The sequence below is a fragment of the Pseudomaricurvus sp. ABR4_320 genome (assembly GCF_056159445.1).
The window spans coordinates 1-18,446 of record NZ_JBSWVF010000012.1; the positions used below are offsets into that span (position 1 = coordinate 1).

Genomic DNA, 18,446 nt, shown 5'->3' on the forward strand with positions numbered 1-18,446 from the left:
GGAACCTCTGATTAATGCATTAGGAATCGACAGGACTATGGCACCTCGAACATCCGCAACGATCAATCCAGTCGTGTTACGCGATGCTGCGGGATGGTTTGCTCGTCTAAATCGTGATACCCCCGACCAGCAAGCAGAAAGTGAATGGCGCGACTGGCTCGCCATCAGCCCTGAGCACCAACAAGCCTGGGCGAGAGTGGAGGCAATCGACAACCGTATCCGAGCCTTGGATAAAGCACCGGGCAAAGCCACACTTAGCGACGCGGCAAGAAGCCGTCGCCGCCTGCTAAAGAATTTGGTATTCGCCGGTATTGGCTTACCTTTCGCTGCGAGCACAGGTTGGAAATTTAGCGCCCCTTTGCGTGCCGACTACTCCACAACGGTGGGTGAACTCCGGCAACTTACCTTGGCCGATGGCTCGGAACTTTGGCTGAATACCGCGAGTGCTGTAAATGTGAGTTTCAATAAGCAAGTGCGTGAATTCGAGTTGCTGCGCGGTGAACTGTCGATTCGCACCGGTGACGACCTTCGCCCTTTGCAGGTCAATACGCCTCTGGGGAAAGTACAACCACTGGGCACCTGGTTTAGTGTTCGCGTTCAACAGGACGAGATCACGATTCGTGTTTACGACGGCCGGGTAGCACTGTATCCAAAACAATCACAACATCAGCGTATTCTTGAAAGTGGCTCGCGCGCCACTATGACTGGTCGTACAGTCTCACTGCCGATACCTTTGTCGGAAATACGGCCTCATTGGACACAGGGTATGTTGGTCACCGATGGTATGCGACTAGACGAAGTAATTGCCGAGCTCAGTCGCTATTGCCGCGGCTATCTTGGTGTCACTGACGAGGTAGCAGACCTGCGACTGGTCGGCGCCTTTCCCCTGCAAAACACCGACGACGTATTGAGAGCCATCGAACGCATTTTGCCGGTCAAAGTCTTGCGACTGACGCCTTGGTGGGTGCAAATCCAGGCCGCCAAATAAATTAGCCGATACAAGCGGCAGTGTTACGTCGCATTACAACGCCCCTATTCCTACCCGCACAAGCTTTCTCAATCCCTTGGTTTGTGAACTCATCATCGCCTACAAAAACAGCGTCGACGTTCCGCAAATACCGAGAGACAAAAAAACGAGTAAATTCCCTTCCCCTTTTTGACCGTCAATTGGCAATACCGATAGCAGACTCATATCCAGAAATATTTATCGGGGAAACCATGCGACATTCACAGAGATCTTGTAGGAATTTGCTCTCATTATCGATTCTTTATTGCAGTCTGGCGGTCATCATAGTTCTGACCATCCCCAATGCAGTAGCTCAAACCAACAGCGCACCCGAGCCACCCCAAACGTACGACATTGCCTCTGGCCCATTAAGCGGGGTCTTGAGTCAGTTTGCAGCGGACGCAGGCATCCTTCTGACCGCCAACGCAGCCATGACGGATGGTATTGCAAGTCGCGGACTTAACGGCACCTATGCTATCGAAGATGCTCTTCATCTTTTGCTCGTTGGAACCGGCTTAACCGTCAGCAAGGAAGGCAGCAGTTATATCATTGTCGAGGAGGATAGCGGTGCCGTGAAATTACCACCGGTAAAAATTTCCGCCGCTATCGCAAGTGCCACAACAGAAAACACCAGATCCTACACCACAGACTTGATGAGTACTGCGACCTTATTACCCTTGTCCATACGAGAAACACCTCAGTCTGTCACCGTAATGACCACACAGCGTATCGAGGATCAAGCACTAAAAACTGCGACCGATCTATTGAGAAATACGCCTGGAATCAGCAGTACCGCGACCGCGCCCTATCGAGAAACGTTTTATTCACGTGGCTTTGATATTGATACCTACTTGCTGGACGGACTGCCTATCATCGCCAGTGATACGCGTCGAGGCAATTTGCTGACAGACCTGGCGATGTACGATCGGACGGAAGTCGTGCGTGGATCGGCCGGTCTGATGCAAGGTTCGGGAACGCCGTCGGCAGCGATTAATTTTGTGCGTAAACGTCCTACGAAAGATACTCAATTCTATGTACAGGGAGAAGCGGGTCGCTGGAATCACGCGGCAACCGAAGCGGATGTTTCAGGACCACTGAACACTTCAGGTGGTCTACGCGCTCGCGGTGTAGCGCGCTGGCAAGACAGCGACAGTTTTATGGATCTGGTCACGGAAGATCGCCAACTCGTCTATCTGGTCGGTGAATATGATGTTACTGACAGCACCTTGTTTTCATTAAGTTTTGCCCGACAGGAAAACAAAAATGTAACGGGTTACGGTGGTTTACCTACCGCTGAAGATGGCAGTGACCTGAATCTGCCTCGGTCAACTTACCTCGGCAACGACTGGAACTATTGGGACGATGACATCACCTCCCTCTATTTTACAGTGGAACATCTCATCAACAACGACTGGTCAGCGACCCTGGCGGTAAACAGAATTTGGGGCGACGAAGAGATGGTTAGAGCTGGGGTAAACCTCAACGAAACAGGAGGCTGGGATCAAGGTGGCGGTAAAGCCAACTACAATCATGATCGTTTGTCCTACGGTGCAAATGCCAAAGGAACCTTGCAATTGTTCAATCGCATCCACGACTTGGTGATCGGCGCCAGTTATCGTGAAGGAGAACAAAAACAGGCGACCGCAGGCTATTGGCCCGGTCCAATCTATGCAACCGATATTGATATTTTCAACTGGACTCATGACGCGCCAGAGCCAGATTTCGAAATCGACTATTACTCTGACTTTAAAGAAACGGAATATGGTGCCCATATTACGGCAAGAATTGATCTCGCCGCCCCATTGAAATTGATCTTAGGTCTTCGCGTTGACTGGTTCGAATACCAGAGTGAATCCGAGTGGAACGAATGGGATGGAACTGCGCGCACGGGATGGACAAATTGGGGCGAAGACTATGATTACGATAGCCACGACTCTTTATACGGCGGTTTGATTTACGACATCAGTCGGCAATATTCCGTGTATGCAAGTTATACGGAGATTTTTAAGGCGCAAAGTCAAAAAACCCGATCCAATGATTTTATTGAACCCATCGTTGGAGAGAACTATGAGCTAGGCCTAAAGGGGGAGTATTTTGATGGCTCGCTGAATGTTTCTGCGACCTTATTTCGACTCGATGAAGGGAATAAGGCCGTATCTGACGGCGTTTGCCCCTTCGATCTGATGCAAACCTGTTACCGACCTGCAGGGCTGGTGCGCAGTGAAGGTTACGAGCTCGAAATGCAGGGACAATTAACCCAAAACTGGCAAATCGGCGCGGGGTTTACCTCTGTGAAAAAACGTATCGAGGAAGACCCAGATAACCCCGATTCGGAAGGCACTAATCCGGAAACGGATTTGCCTGAAAACCAATTTAAGGTATCAACAACCTATAGATTTCCAAATAACCAATGGCGTATTGGCGGTGCCGCCCGCTGGCAAGACGATATCTATTTTGAAAGCTACTACGACGATATCCCCGTAAACTACCGCTCCGAACAGCGAGCCTATACGGTCGTGGATCTGATGGTGGGTTACAAGCCAATTGCGCGACTGGACCTGCAAGTCAATGTCAGTAACGTGACGGACGAAACATACTACAGTTCAATCCAGGCGCAGCCGTCAGAATGGGGAGGCAATGCGGTCTATGGGGAACCTCGCAATATTTTACTGACTGTACGTTACGCCTTTTGAATCCGTCCATAAAAACACAAACTGTGTCAATTCTGTGAGCGCATGGACACGGATTCATCTCTTGCGTCAACGTCCTACCTGGGTGCTGTTGCATCGCTGGGTAGGACTATCAATGACAGCGTTTTTGATTACTGCAGGATTAACTGGCAGCTTGCTGGCATTTTATGAGGAACTGGACGCGCTGTTGATTCCTGGAGCCGGAAGCGTACACGCGCCCTCACCACAAGCCCCCATGCTGGATATGGTCACCTTATTGGAGCGCGCTTATGAACAACGACCGGACATCATCTCTGATAGCGCTTTGGCCCCCTATCGACGCGATGCCCCGCTAGAGCTATGGGTTGAAGCCCGCGAACCGAATAATCTTCCAGTGGATGGTCAATTATTTCTCGACCCATACACAGGTGACATATTGGCCAGTCGCCGTTGGGGAGATATCTCCCAGGGGCTAATCAACCTAATGCCATTTCTTTACAAGATACATTACAGCTTGGCGTTGGGTGAGATTGGCACCCTGGCTTTTGGAATCATTGCGTTATTGTGGAGCCTGGATTGCTTTGTCGGCGCCTATCTAACCCTTCCAAGGGGTCATCCTTTTTTGACTAAGTGGAAAATCGCCTGGGGTATCAACCGAAAAAGACTCAACTACGATCTTCATCGTGCCTTTGGCCTTTGGACTTGGTTGCTGCTGTTCGTGTTTGCCTGGTCTAGCGTCGCGCTCAATCTCGAAACGGTCTATTACCCTATCACCGATTTCCTGTTCGGATTCGCCGAACAGGAGGAACACCACCATCGAGACAAGGACGCGTCTACATTTCCCCCTCAACCCGCCATGGGTTGGCGGGCGGGATACCAACGCGGCAGGGAATTAATGCGTGATGCCGTCATTGCCCACCACATTGACCACTACCGAGAAGACGCTCTGCGTTACGATCAGCACACTGGCAAGCTGACCTTTTGGATCGCGACAAAATTTAAAAACCGGCAGAAAGCGTATGATTGGTTTGGCGTAACGTTTAACGCCTCTACAGGTGAGCTGCTGGAAATTAACGGGGAAGATGTTGAACCAGACAAAGAACGTGCTGGTGATTTTGTTACACGCTGGCTGATCGACCTACACTTTGCCGACGTCTGGGGATTGCCCTACCGGATTCTGGTGTGTTGTATGGGGCTGGTTGTCGTGATGCTCTCAGTTACTGGTGTCGTCATCTGGTGGCGTAAACGAAGACCAAGAAGACTCAAAAAGCGCAGGTCTTAACAGACAGAAAGTCCGTTCGTTTGGGGCAACTAGAAATACTGCTTGTCACCGGACGTTTTTTAGGTCCACACCAACGGCAAACTTCAGCCATAAAACCCTCCCGCTATTTAGCAACATCTAATATACAATTGATACACTCTGATACAAAGTAAGTTAAGGTCCTTTTCAACTCTTGCAGGTAACATGCTTCGATACGTCTGTTGTTAAAACAGATGCAGAATTCGACCTATTTTCAATCACCTACAACGTTCGACGGTATGTCATTAGAGCAAAGAGCCCACGGCACCTCTTCAAAAAACCTTATCATTCTGGCTGTTATTGCATGTTTTGTGGTGACCATTGTCTGGTATTTTTTCTTTAGTGACGCCGCAACTGATGCGTCTGCCAATGATGGATCCCGTCCGGGTCCCGGGAGAAACTGGGATCAACCCGCAATTGTGATCTCCCATGCGGTTGAATTTGGCGATTTGGAAGTTCCCATACGCTCAATCGGCACGGTCACACCACTCAACACCATTACCGTCAATAGTCGAGTGGATGGCGTTCTCGATCGTGTTGCCTTTGAAGAAGGCACCTTGGTTGAAAAAGGCACTCTGCTGGCAGAAATTGATCCTCGCCCCTACGAAGCTCAACTGGAAGAAGCTGAAGGCACCTTACAGCAGAATCTGGCACGCCTGGAAAATGCCCGCGCAGACCTCAAGCTGTACGAGCGCCTGTGGGATCAGGATTCCATCGCCCGCCAAGTCCTCAGCGATCAACAGGCTCTTGTCGGTGAGCTGGAAGGCACCGTAAGAGCGAATAAAGCGGCGGTGGTCGATGCCCGCTTGCAGTTGTCTTGGACGCGAATAGAAGCGCCGATTGATGGCTATTTAGGGTTGAGGATGATTGATCCGGGCAATCTGGTTACCAGTGGCAGTGGCGATGGCCTGGTGACGATTACCCAGATGCAGCCGATCGCAGTGAATTTCACGGTGCCGGAGCGAGATGTGTCCGCCCTGCGCAAAGCCTACCAAGGCTCAGACAATCTAAAAGTGGAGGTATTGGACCGCAACGAAACAGAGATCCTCGCGACGGGAACATTAAAAACTTTTAACAACCAGATCGATCTGGCGACAGGGACCTTAACGGTCAGAGCCAGTTTTGATAACGAAGATCTGGCGCTGTTTCCCAATCAATTCGTCAACGTTCGGCTACGGCTGAAAACCATTCAATCTGCCCTCGTCATCCCCACAGATGCCGTTCAATACGGAAACAATCGCACCTACGTCTACGTGATCGAAGATGGTAAGTCCTACAGTCGGCAGATTACCTTAGGCGAATCTTCCTACGAGAAAATTGCGGTCGTCGACGGACTTGAACCGGGAGAAAGAGTCGCGCTTGAGGGGCTGGATCGCTTGCGCGAAGGCAGAGACGTGGTCGACCAAGCACCGGATATTCGTATCGGTCAATCCGAATCAGACACGCCTGAGCCAGAAAGACCTTCGGGTTCTAACCGCGGTGAGCGACCTGCCTCCGCAGCAGCCAATCCAAGCTAAGCGCCGCGATGACCAGCATTTCTCAGCCGTTCATCCTGCGCCCCATCGCCACCTCACTGTTGATGTTGGCGTTGCTGACCACCGGTCTCTTGTCCTGGCGCCTGCTGCCCGTGGCGGCGGTACCCCAGGTCGATTATCCCATTATCCAGGTGTTTACCTTTCAGCCAGGCGCCGGGCCAGAAGTTACCGCACGGACCATTACTGCCCCACTGGAACGTTATCTGGGGCAGATCCCCGGCCTCAAACAAATGTCTTCCACCAGCTCCGGTGGTACATCCATTATCACGCTGCAATTCAATCTGGACGTCGATCTGGGCGTTGCCGAACAGGAAGTTCAAGCGGCAATGAATACCTCCCAGAATCTGTTGCCGGACAATCTACCAACGCCCCCGATCTATCGTAAAGTGAATCCGGCCGATGCCCCGATCATGACGCTGGCCATTACTGCTGAGAATCTGCCACTGCCGGAAGTTCACGACTTGGTGGATACCCGTATGGCGCAAAAACTGGCGCAGCTGTCCGGCGTGGGCATGGTCAGCCTGGCTGGCGGTCAACGCCCGGCATTGCGCGTCCAGGTTAATCCCATGGCATTGGCGTATCACGGGTTAAGCCTAGACGAGGTTCGACAGGCCATTGCCGCTACCAACGTCAATCAGCCCAAAGGCAGTTTTGATGGACCAACCCGCTCCACAGCGCTGGATGCGAATGATCAAATTCGCTCGGTCAGTGACTATGAATTATTGATCCTCGCCTGGCAAAACGGCGCAGCCCTTCGACTTGGGGATGTTGCCAAAATTGTCGACGGGGCAGAAAACCGCTTCCTCGCTGCGTGGGCAAACGATCAACCCGCTGTGTTGATGAACATTCAACGCCAGCCTGGTGCCAATGTTATTGAAGTCACCGATCAGGTGCGAAATCTGTTGCCGCAGCTGACCGCGACTTTGCCGGATTCCGTCGATGTTGACGTTTTATCCGATAGAACTCAGAGCATTCGAGCGTCTGTGTCTCATACGCAAATGGAACTCCTGTTTGCAATCGGTCTGGTTGTGCTGGTGACCTTCGCCTTTTTGCGTAACATTCCCGCGACCATTATTCCCAGTATCGCCGTGCCGTTATCCCTTGTCGGCACATTTGCGATCATGTATTTACTCGACTTTTCCGTAAACAATCTCACGCTGATGGCGCTGACCATCGCCACCGGTTTTGTGGTCGACGATGCGATTGTCATGCTCGAAAATGTCGCGCGTCATCGAGAACAGGGGTTGTCACCGCTGCAGGCGGCCTTAAAGGGCTCTGCAGAAATTGGTTTTACTCTGGTATCGCTGACCTTTTCCCTGGTCGCCGTGCTGATCCCGCTGCTGTTTATGCCAGACGTGGTCGGTCGTTTGTTTCATGAATTTGCCATTACACTGGCGGTTGCGATCGGTCTTTCCCTATTGGTTTCACTGACGCTTACGCCGATGATGTGCGCACGGATGTTGGCGTCACCTCCGCAAGAAAATCCCGAGGGATTGCTACAGAAGCTGATTGACCGTTACGGCTTATTGTTGCAGCGCGTTTTAAACCATCAGACATTGACGTTAGGCGTGCTTGTGGCAACGATCGCGCTGACGGGGTTGCTCTATCTCTGGGTCGATAAAGACTTTTTCCCCATTCAGGATAACAGTGTTATTCAAGTCATTACCGAGGGGCCCCAGGATATCTCGTTTACCGCCATGGCCGAGCGCCAGCAGGCGCTCGCCAAAAAATTTCGCGAAGATCCCGGCATACAAAATCTCTCATCGTTTATCGGGGTTGATGGCACCAACACGACCCTCAACAGCGGCAGAATGCTGATCAATGTTCCTCCCCACAGCGAACGTAATGAGAGCCTGTTCGAGGTAATGGACCGATTGGAAGCACTCAGTCATGAGGTGCAAGGGATTCAGGCCTGGTTTCAACCCGTACAGGAATTAACCGTTGAAGACCGTGTGAGCCGCACCCAATATCTGTTTACCTTGACGAGCCTCGACAGCGGCGAATTGCGGGAATGGGTACCCGAACTGGTTGAAGCGCTGAACAAGCGGCCCGAGCTTGATGCCGTCGCTTCCGATTTACTGCAACAAGGGCGAGAGGCCTATGTTGATATTGATAGGGACGCTGCCGCTCGCTTAGGCTTGGATGTTTCTGACATTGCCGACACCCTCTACAACGCGTTTGGCCAGCGTCAGATCGCGACCCTGTTTACGCAATCCAATCAGTACCGAGTGATTATGGAGGTTGATCCCGCCTTTGCGAACAACCCGACCAGCCTGGGTCAACTCTTCGTTTTGAGCGCTGAGGGCGACGCCATTCCCCTGTCAAACCTTGCCGATGTGCGGATACGGCAAACGCCACTGTTGATCAACCATCAGGGCCAGTTCCCCGCCACCAACGTCTCTTTTAACTTAGGCGAAGGCGCATCGCTCGGTGAGGCAGTAACGGCCATTGAAGAGGTGCAGCAACAGCTGCACATGCCCACCGCCATCGAGAGCGAATTTCAAGGTGCCGCGGCGTCTTTTCAGAGTTCTTTGGACAACAGTTTGTGGCTGATATTGGCCGCTATCATCACCATGTACATCGTACTGGGTGTGCTTTATGAAAGCGCCATTCACCCGATTACCATTCTTTCAACGCTACCGTCTGCCACCGTAGGCGCCCTGCTCGCACTGCTTATCACAGACCGAGCGCTGGATATGATTGCTGTGGTTGGTATTGTGCTGCTGATTGGTCTGGTGAAAAAGAACGGCATCATGATGGTGGACTTCGCCCTTGAGACGCAGCGGAATCAGGGCATGACACCGAGAGACGCCATATTCCGGGCGGCGATGTTGCGTTTTCGACCGATTCTTATGACGACGCTGGCAGCGCTATTTGGCGCCCTGCCTCTGATGTTGGCGAGCGGCTCAGGCGCAGAACTGCGACAACCACTGGGTATCGTTATGGTTGGGGGATTACTGGTTAGTCAGATACTCACGCTGTTTACCACACCGGTGGTCTATTTGTTTTTTGATCGCCTGGGCCGCAAGCGCCAGGATGCTTCCGTCGCGCTGGAGCCCCAGCCATGAGGCAGGCACAGGTCTTTATTGACCGGCCGATAGGAACCAGTCTGCTGGCCATTGCGATTGTGCTCTGTGGCGCAATCTGCTGGCGTCTTTTGCCGGTTGCGCCACTGCCCCAGCTCGATGTGCCCATGATTTCCGTTTCTGCGAGCTTACCTGGCGCCAGTCCGCAAAGTATGGCGAGCACCGTTGCAACGCCGCTGGAACGATCACTGGGCAGTATTTCCGGTGTGACAGCCATCTCATCGAGAAGCAATCAAGGCTCAACCGAAGTCAATTTAACCTTTGAACTGGGTCGCGATTTGAACGAAGCCGCTCGCGAAGTTCAGGCGGCAATCAACGGAGTGCGTAACGAATTGCCCGCGGGCATGCCCGGTAATCCCGAGTACGATAAAGTGGATCCGTCGCAGGCTCCGATTATGGGTTTGGCGCTAAGCTCGGAAAATCGCGCCCCGAGTGAGCTTTATGATGCCGGCTCGACCATTCTCGCTCAAAAGCTGGCGCAGATTTCCGGAGTTGGCGAAGTCGCTGTGAACGGAGGGTCACTACCCGCCGTGCGGGTGCAGTTGAACCCCGGCGCGCTGCTGCATTACGGAATTGCGTTGGACGATGTACGAAATGTGATTTCCCGCACCAATGCCCTGCGGCCTCTGGGTGCGATAGAGGAAGGTCACCAACGCTGGCAAATTCAGACCAGCGATCCACTGCGCACAGCGGCTGCCTATCGCAATCTGGTCGTCCGTCATGTCGACGGAGCAATCGTCAGGCTGGAAGATGTAGCGACCGTAACCGACTCGGTTGAAGATCGTTACAGCAGCGGTTTTCACAATAATCGCCCTGCCGTTATTCTCGATATCAATCGCAAGAATGGTGCGAACATTGTCGAGACCATTGATAACATTTACGAAAAATTGCCACAGCTTCGAGCACTCTTACCTGCGGATATCGAAGTGTCTGTGATTATGGATCGCTCCCCGGGAATTCGTGCATCCCTGCACGAAGCCCAGACGACCCTAGTGCTGGCCTGCCTTCTCGTCATGTTTGTGATTTGGCTGTTTTTGCGCAGCGTGCGATCCGCGCTAATCGCCTCTGCCATAATTCCCGTCTCGTTGGTGGGCAGTTTTGTTGTTATGTACTTCTTTGGTTTTTCACTCAACAACCTCTCGTTAATGGCACTGATCGTGGCCGCAGGATTGGTCGTTGATGACGCGATTGTTGTACTTGAAAATATTCAGCGACACATCGATGAAGGCATGTCCCCGAAACAGGCAGCCTATGCCAGTATCCGTGAGGTTGGTTTTACCCTTGTTGCCATGACACTGGCGCTCGCCGTTGTCTTCGCCTCCATACTATTGACTGGCGGCATGGCCACGCAGCTTTTTCGCGAGTTCTCGATTACGCTGGTCGCGTCAATGTTTATCTCTTTGCTGGCCGCCATCACATTAACGCCCAGTCTTGGCGCCATCGGCTTAAAAGCCCATCCGCAAGCGACTCGGAACAGCACGGGAAAGCCCGGTGCTTTTGAACGTTTGCAACAAAAATACATCACCAGCTTACAGTGGTCTCTTAACAAGCGGGCGCTGACATTTCTCATCATTGTGGGCGCGGTGGCGTACAGCGTACATTTGATTGGCCAACTGCCACAGGAGCCTCTGCCCGAACAGGATACCGGACAAATTCGTGGTTTTATCCGCGGCGATGATGGCTTTTCGTTTCAGGTAATGCAGCCAAAAATCGAAGTGTTTCGGCGCTATCTTTTAACCGATCCCGCCGTTGAGGATCTGACCGGTACCAGTGGCGGCAGTGGCGGTTTGACCAACGCTCGAGTCACCATCAAATTAAAGCCACTTGCTGAGCGTGGCGTTTCTGCCCAGGAAGTCGTCGACCGGCTGATGGAAAATGCCCCACTGGTCGCCGGAGCAATGATGTTTTTGTCGGTCGATCAAGATCTGAATGTCAGACGCCCTTTCGGCAACAACAGTGATGGCGAGTTGGTCTTGAGATCCGACTCCCTCACCGAGCTCAAAAAATGGGCGCGACTGGTGGCCTATGCAATGGAAGACAGTCCGCTGTTGACCCAGGTCGAGTCCGTCGATGGGGATGAAGCTCGTCAGGTGGTTCTTGAGATTGACCGGGAAGCCGCCCGTCGCCAAGGCGTAGACATGGCGACCATCGCTACCGTACTGAACAACTCCTTCTCGCAACGCCAGGTGGCCACGCTCTACGATGAGTTGAATCAGTACCGTGTAGTGATGGAACTGGAACCTCGATACACCGCCAGCCCCACCACATTGAGACGTTTGGAAGTCTTAACCGCCAGCGGGGAGAGAGTGCCGATTTCTACCTTTGCCCACTGGGATTATGGCATGGCAGAGGATCGCGTCAGACACGAGGGACAGTTTGCGTCCATGGGCATTGGCTACGGCTACGCACCGGGTGTTACCTCGGTGCAAGCCGAAGAGGCAATCGATGAAATTCTCAATAACGTCATGCTGCCAAATTCTGTTCATAAAGCGCCACCCGCCCCCAATGATTTCACCCAGGAGATGAACGATCCCGCGGTCTTTCTTTGGGTGCTATTGGCGGTCTATCTTGTTCTGGGTGTCGTCTACGAAAACCTCTTACACCCTATCACCATCCTCTCAACCCTTCCTCCGGCCGGGCTTGGTGCTTTGCTGGCACTCAAACTGACCGGCCAGGATTTAAGTCTGATTGCCCTCCTCGGGCTATTTTTGCTGGTTGGTATTGTGATGAAAAATGCCATCTTGATGATCGACTTTGCATTGGCCGCGAGACGTGACCGAGGACTGAATCCAGCGGAGGCAATTGAACAGTCGGCACTGCAACGACTCAGACCCATTTTAATGACCAACCTCGCCGGAATGCTGGGTGCACTGCCATTAATTATTGGGTTTGGCGAAGGTGCAGAGTTACGACGCCCGCTTGGCATTACCATCTTTGGCGGATTGGCACTCAGCCAGCTGTTAACGCTCTATACCACGCCGGCAATTTATCTGACCTTGGAACGACTGCGTGAGCGCATCTTTAAACGGTCTCGTAAGACACATTTAACCTCCCCCTAAAGACTATGGCTATACCCACCCACGCAACTCAATCCTTTCGCCGCTGGCTGCTGCCGGTCTGTATCAGCTTGCTCGCCGGCTGCACGGTTGGGCCAGATTACCAGCAACCTGCCAATTCGGTTCCCGAAACCTTCAAGTATGACGAGGGCTGGGCGCCGGTCCCTGAAAACAGTTGGGAACAGAGTGGCGAATGGTGGCAAGCCTTCGGCGATACGCAATTGAATCAACTGGTTGATGACGCCAATCGCAACAATCAAACCCTGGTTCAGGCAGAAGCCCGCTACCGGGCAGCACTGGCCTTACGTCGCAGTAGCCTGTCGAATCTCAGCCCCGAGCTCTCAGCATCCTTGCTGGGAACCCGTGCTGGCGGCAGTGATTCCGCCGTTTCTGAATCGGTAAGTGCCGGATTAAACATCGATTGGGAAGTGGACCTGTGGGGAAACATTCGACGCCAAATTGAATCCGACACCGCATCTCTGGAGGCGAGTGCTGCCGATCTGGCGGCAGCCAAACTGTCGATTCAGCTCGCGGTTGTTTACAGCTACATCACCTTGCAATCTTTACAGCAGCAATATCAGATTCTGACAGAAACCCAACAGACCGCAGAACGGGCTCTGTCGCTCACCATCAATCAATACGACGCCGGAATTGTATCGCGGGCCGACGTGATACAGGCGCAAACGCAATTGCAGTCGCTGGAAAGTGATCGTTATGATCTGCGGGAACAAGAAGCCGTGGAAATGAATCTGCTGGCAGCATTGCTGGGCATGGCGCCGGTCAGTTTCAACTTGGACAGCAAGCCCACCGCCCTCTTGGTTCCGAATTTACCACAACAGCTTCCCAGCTCATTGATTGCTCGCCGCCCGGACGTCGTCGCGGCAGAGCGATTGGTGGCCGCGGCCAACGCGAACATTGGTGTGGCCACTGCCGCCTGGTTGCCGACCTTCAGTCTTGGCGCCGGTTTGTCGGCCAATGCAAACACCTTTGACAACCTGTGGGATTCACCGATAAGAATCTGGTCCGTGGGACCATCGCTGGTGCAAACGCTGTTTGACGGCGGCAGTCGCCGAGCGGCAAAAGATGTTGCGCTGGCGGATTACGACGAGCAGATCGCCGTCTACCGGCAGACCGTACTCGACAGTATCGCGGAAATCGAAAATGCCCTGGCAACATCAACCATTTTGCGTCAGAAATCCGTCCAACAGGAAAAGCTGGTTGAACTCGCGGAAGAAAACCTAAGAGTCATCACCAATCGCTATAAATCGGGGCTGGTCTCTTTCCTTGAAGTTGCCACGGCTCAAAACAGCGCGCTCGATGCACGACAAAGTCTGGTCAACGTTACCTCTGAGCGACTGTCTGCCGCCGCCGATTTAGCCGCCGCCATTGGCGGCAGTTGGGAAATTGAGCCGTAAGCCTTATGAATAAAAAGACCACGGACTAAGTCATAAACTATACTGTGATGAAGAATTTCCCTGTATTTCTGAGTGAATTGACAAGCCAATGCTCTACCGAATTTCAGTATGTTTCCTAGCATCCGCGTCGCTATCCTACATGACACCGATACAAGCTCAAGAGACCAGCTTCTCTTCGATTGCAGCAGAACTCAATCCGATATACCCCGCGCCTGAAGAGGCCGTCAAACAACTCTCGCTACCTCCGGGATTTGAGATAGACGTTTACGCACCTGAAGTTACCGGCGCACGCTCAATGACCATCAGTCCAGCGGGAAATATTTTTGTTGGCACTCGCGCTGACAAGCATTCAAACCCTATGGGATTTTTGTATGTCATGACGCCATCGGAAGATGGCAAACATCCCCAAAAAGTGATTCGGCTCGCCGACAACTTGGATATGCCGAATGGTGTCGCGTTTTTTAAGGGCGATCTCTTTGTTGCTGAAAGAACCCGGATTCTTCGTTACGCAGATATTGAAGCGCACCTCTCATCGACAGAGCTTCCTCCGCCCAGCGTCATTTATGACGGTCTTGAAGCGGGGCGCAATCACGACTGGCGATACATAAAATTTGGACCCGATGGAAGACTCTATATTACCCTCGGCGCGCCTTGTAATACGTGCTTACCCGGCCCTCACGAAGGCGTCATTGTGGCAATGCACTCCGATGGCAGTCAGGTCGAAACCATAGCCCGGGGCGTGCGCAATTCTCTGGGGCTCGATTGGTCGGAAGATCAATCACTCTGGTTTACGGACAATGGTCGAGACCTTTGGGGCAACACCAAACCATCCGAAGAACTCAACCGCTCAAGCGAGGCGGGGCAGCATTTTGGCTTCCCGTATGTCTACGCTCAAAAAGACAGAGACCTAGACTACCCGATTTCGACAGAGGGTATTAATTTTCAGGCTCCAGAACTTGAATTTCCTGCTCACAGTGCGTTGTTGGGCATGACATTTTATCGAGGCAAGAGTTTTCCGAAAGAGTATCAAGGTGATCTTTTTATCGCATCTCACGGCTCCTGGAATCGATCACCACCAACCGGGTACAAAATTTTTAGGGTTAACTTCTCGGAGGCCGCTCCTCCTAGAATCGAGACTTTTGTGGAGGGTTGGCTCAATGACAAAAACCAATACTGGGGAAGACCGGTTGATCTTATGGAAATGCGCGATGGATCCTTACTGGTATCGGATGATTTTACTGGAGTGATCTATCGAATTTCATATTCGGAATAACATCGGTAATCTGCTGCCACTTTAGTGATGGTCTACTTGTCGACGAATGTAAGAGTTTGCGATTTTCACTGCTGATAACAACTTGATCTTACCGCTAACCGATATCAACAAAGCTGCCTATGATGCCAAGTCAGGCGATATTATTTTCTCGAGGATTTCGGCAAGCAATAGACTTATGGATACCACAGTTTCTGGCACTCATAATAACGTGATTTTAAATCCAATAGGCGTTCTAGTGGAAGTCAGATGCGAACTGCAGCGATATACGGATATGAAAGCAGTTTCAAAGCAGACTGATGGTATTGCATTTATCGCAGTTTGATGGCTACATAGAAGGCGGATAAGCGTAAAACCTTCCAGCAACTGTCAGCAATAACCGTGGAGTACCCGGCAACACGATGGAGCTAACTGAAGAGCCTTCTGTAAGCGTCGCCACTCATTGCCCCTATTGCTCATTACAGTGTGCTATGTCCCTCCAACAGCTGCCAGATGGCAAGCTGCACATAGATGCCCGCGACTTTCCTACGAATCGTGGGGGTTTGTGTCGAAAAGGCTGGACGAGTACCGAGTTATTACGTGTAGAGGACAGGCTGACCTCACCGATGCTGCGCGACCCAGAAGATCGGCTTCTAAAACCGGTGAGCTGGACGCAAGCTTTAGAGTTTCTGGGCGGCCAAATACAGCAACTGCAGAAACAAAGTGGGCGAGATACCATCGCCCTTTTCGGTAGCGGTGGCCTAACCAATGAAAAAGTCTATGCTCTCGGTAAGCTAGCCCGAAGTGTGCTGCGAACTCGCTATATCGATTACAACGGCCGCTTTTGCATGGCCGCTGGAGCGACGGCAAATCGCCGAATCTTCGGAATCGATCGCGGTTTGCCTTTTCCCATCGAAGATATCGGTAAAGCCGACCTCCTTATTCTGGCCGGTAGTAATATCGCCGACACCATGCCTCCTGCGGCCCAGCACCTAGATGATCTTCAAAGCCATGGCAAGCTCATTGTCATCGACCCCAGAAAGACCTCGACAGCGGCTCGTGCCGATCTTTACCTGCAACCTCGCCCAGGCTCTGATATCGCTCTCTACCACGGGATTCTTCATCTACTCATCCAAAACCAGCAGCTCGATACGGATTTTATACGCACGAAAACCATCGATTTTTCAAAGGTTAAACACATAACGGCACAATACTGGCCGGATCAGGTAGAACGCCTGACGGGTGTCCCAGTCAAGCAACTTCACTTAGCCGCAGACATGCTGGCAGCAACCCAGCGGATAATTGCATTGAGTGGACGCGGTATAGAGCAGCAACAGCAAGGTGTCGACAATGACCTTGGCCTCATCAATCTAATCCTCGCCCGGGGCGCTGCAGGCAAACCCTACTCTGGCTTTGGCATAGTGACAGGTCAAGGTAATGGTCAGGGAGGCCGGGAACATGGTCAAAAGGCGGATCAGTTGCCCGGTTATCGTGAACTCGTAGATCCTCTCGCTCGGGCTCATATGGCCGAGGTTTGGCAAATGTCCGCCGATGATTTGCCCCAACCCGGTGTTTCCGCGACCGAAATGTTCGAACAATTTGGCCAAGATATTCGCGCGCTGCTGATATTTGGCGCTAATCCAGTCATTTCTGCGCCACAAACAGATCATTTTCTTGAGCAACTGAGAAAACTGGATCTTCTTGTGGTTGCTGATTCTTTTCTATCAGAAACCGCAGCCCTCGCGGATCTGGTTCTCCCCGTGACCCAATGGGCAGAGGAAATCGGTACGATGACCAATGTTGAGGGAAGAGTTATTTTACGGCAGGCGGCCACGTCGGCACCGCCTGGAGTTAAAAGTGATTTGCAAGTGATGGCTGCATTGGCACAGCAGCTCGACTATCAGGGCACATTTGCAGACGATCCAGAAGAAGTCTTTAGCGAGCTTGGTCAAGCGACTGTTGGCGCTATTGCCGACTACTCGGGGATAAATTATTTTCGGCTACGCACCGAGTCAGGCATTTTTTGGCCCTGTCCTAACACAAGCCATCCGGGAACACCGCGACTCTTCACCGATGGGTTCCCAACGCCTAACGGCCGCCTCGCGTTCAGTCCAGTAGTTCCCTACAGCCCTTCGGAGCAGCCCGATGAGCGCTACCCTTTTTATCTTACCACCGGGCGACTTCCCCTACACTATCAAACCGGTGTACAAACCCGCCGTGTTCCGGAACTCTATACGAACGAGCCCGATGCACCCGTGATCATGCATCCCGCCATGGCAAAAAACTATCACATACAGGAGAAAGATCCTGTACAGGTGACGACCCCCTATGGAATAGGTGAATTTATTGCTCGTCTTTCTGCCGATATCCGCATGGATACATTATTTGTACCTATGCATTGGGGTGGAAGCGCTTGCGCTAACAACCTAACCGGCAACAAAGTAGACAGAGATGCAAAGATACCTGCGTTTAAATATGTCATCGCAAAAGTGACAAAAGTATCAACCATCAACAATGGTAACGACTTAACACCTAAACATTAATGGCTCGGATTCACCGAAGAACACAATTTCGTGAACCAAGCCAACCTTTGCGTAGGTTTGCTTAACCGCAACCTGGTTCAATCAACCTATGACAAAGGTTACGAAAATAGCCGATCGTCCACATATGTTTGTGTCACGTAAGAGCGAATATTTTACCGTAATAGCTGTTTAATACTGGGGGAATCTCACCATGGACTTATCCAAATCCGCTTTCATTCAAGGCATTTTTCCATTTAAAGGAAAAGGGTTGACCGACGCTACCTTACTTGAAGGCGCCTTTTACAAAGTACCTTTCGATAAAGTGGCTCAATTAATCTACTTTCGCGCGGGGAATTCATCCAAGTCGCTTGTGAACATTACTCTTTACTGTGGTGCCAAACCAATGCGCTTATTTCCCATCGGAGCCAAGGATGCTATGCACGTTTCGCTCGCGGTAGTGGAAGAGCTAGAGCCAGAAACAGAAATGACCGTAGCCATCGCGGCAGAAGATGATGCCAAAGGCAGTGTTGTGTTGGATATTGGTTTTGTCGAGCTCTAACGGCTTCCACCTCAAAACTCTTTGACAACCTCTGACTTATAAGGTCAAC

Annotated in this window: 10 protein-coding genes; all 10 read left to right on the plus strand. The window is 51.9% G+C overall.

What is annotated here, in order from left to right; genetic code table 11:
* Positions 1-988 (plus strand): FecR domain-containing protein (locus tag ACXAFR_RS20115; RefSeq protein WP_475180152.1); only part of this gene is annotated, 988 nt, incomplete at its 5' end.
* A gap of 398 nt (positions 989-1,386) precedes the next feature.
* Positions 1,387-3,699 carry a TonB-dependent siderophore receptor gene (locus ACXAFR_RS20120; RefSeq protein WP_475180154.1) on the plus strand — a complete coding sequence of 771 codons (2,313 nt, stop codon included), beginning with the start codon at positions 1,387-1,389 and terminating at the stop codon, positions 3,697-3,699.
* A gap of 82 nt (positions 3,700-3,781) precedes the next feature.
* Entirely contained in the window at positions 3,782-4,957 is a 1,176-nt protein-coding gene (locus tag ACXAFR_RS20125; RefSeq protein ID WP_475180432.1) for a PepSY-associated TM helix domain-containing protein, read from the plus strand.
* A 212-nt stretch (positions 4,958-5,169) separates the two neighbouring features.
* Entirely contained in the window at positions 5,170-6,492 is a 1,323-nt protein-coding gene (locus tag ACXAFR_RS20130; RefSeq protein WP_475180158.1) for an efflux RND transporter periplasmic adaptor subunit, read from the plus strand.
* Between the two features lie 8 nt (positions 6,493-6,500).
* Entirely contained in the window at positions 6,501-9,578 is a 3,078-nt protein-coding gene (locus tag ACXAFR_RS20135; protein ID WP_475180162.1) for a multidrug efflux RND transporter permease subunit, read from the plus strand.
* Positions 9,575-12,655, plus strand: coding sequence for an efflux RND transporter permease subunit (locus tag ACXAFR_RS20140; protein WP_475180166.1), 3,081 nt, complete (start codon positions 9,575-9,577; stop codon positions 12,653-12,655). Before ACXAFR_RS20135 ends, ACXAFR_RS20140 begins: the two co-directional genes overlap by 4 nt.
* 5 nt (positions 12,656-12,660) lie before the next feature.
* Positions 12,661-14,067 carry an efflux transporter outer membrane subunit gene (locus ACXAFR_RS20145; RefSeq protein ID WP_475180169.1) on the plus strand — a complete coding sequence of 469 codons (1,407 nt, stop codon included), beginning with the start codon at positions 12,661-12,663 and terminating at the stop codon, positions 14,065-14,067.
* A 139-nt stretch (positions 14,068-14,206) separates the two neighbouring features.
* Positions 14,207-15,340 carry a PQQ-dependent sugar dehydrogenase gene (locus ACXAFR_RS20150; protein WP_475180171.1) on the plus strand — a complete coding sequence of 378 codons (1,134 nt, stop codon included), beginning with the start codon at positions 14,207-14,209 and terminating at the stop codon, positions 15,338-15,340.
* Between the two features lie 398 nt (positions 15,341-15,738).
* Entirely contained in the window at positions 15,739-17,859 is a 2,121-nt protein-coding gene (locus ACXAFR_RS20155; RefSeq protein ID WP_475180174.1) for a molybdopterin oxidoreductase family protein, read from the plus strand.
* Between the two features lie 190 nt (positions 17,860-18,049).
* Positions 18,050-18,397 (plus strand): hypothetical protein, encoded by a 348-nt coding sequence (locus ACXAFR_RS20160; RefSeq protein ID WP_475180176.1) that lies wholly within the window; start codon positions 18,050-18,052, stop codon positions 18,395-18,397.
* The last annotated feature ends 49 nt before the right edge of the window (positions 18,398-18,446 follow it).

Bases quoted from the DNA above. Each gene is read 5' to 3' on its own strand.
- ACXAFR_RS20140 (WP_475180166.1), top strand. From the start codon at position 9,575: ATGAGGCAGGCACAGGTCTTTATTGACCGGCCGATAGGAACCAGTCTG.
- ACXAFR_RS20130 (WP_475180158.1), top strand. From the start codon at position 5,170: ATGCAGAATTCGACCTATTTTCAATCACCTACAACGTTCGACGGTATG.
- ACXAFR_RS20145 (WP_475180169.1), top strand. From the start codon at position 12,661: ATGGCTATACCCACCCACGCAACTCAATCCTTTCGCCGCTGGCTGCTG.
- ACXAFR_RS20160 (WP_475180176.1), top strand. From the start codon at position 18,050: ATGGACTTATCCAAATCCGCTTTCATTCAAGGCATTTTTCCATTTAAA.
- ACXAFR_RS20155 (WP_475180174.1), top strand. From the start codon at position 15,739: ATGGAGCTAACTGAAGAGCCTTCTGTAAGCGTCGCCACTCATTGCCCC.
- ACXAFR_RS20135 (WP_475180162.1), top strand. From the start codon at position 6,501: ATGACCAGCATTTCTCAGCCGTTCATCCTGCGCCCCATCGCCACCTCA.
- ACXAFR_RS20150 (WP_475180171.1), top strand. From the start codon at position 14,207: ATGACACCGATACAAGCTCAAGAGACCAGCTTCTCTTCGATTGCAGCA.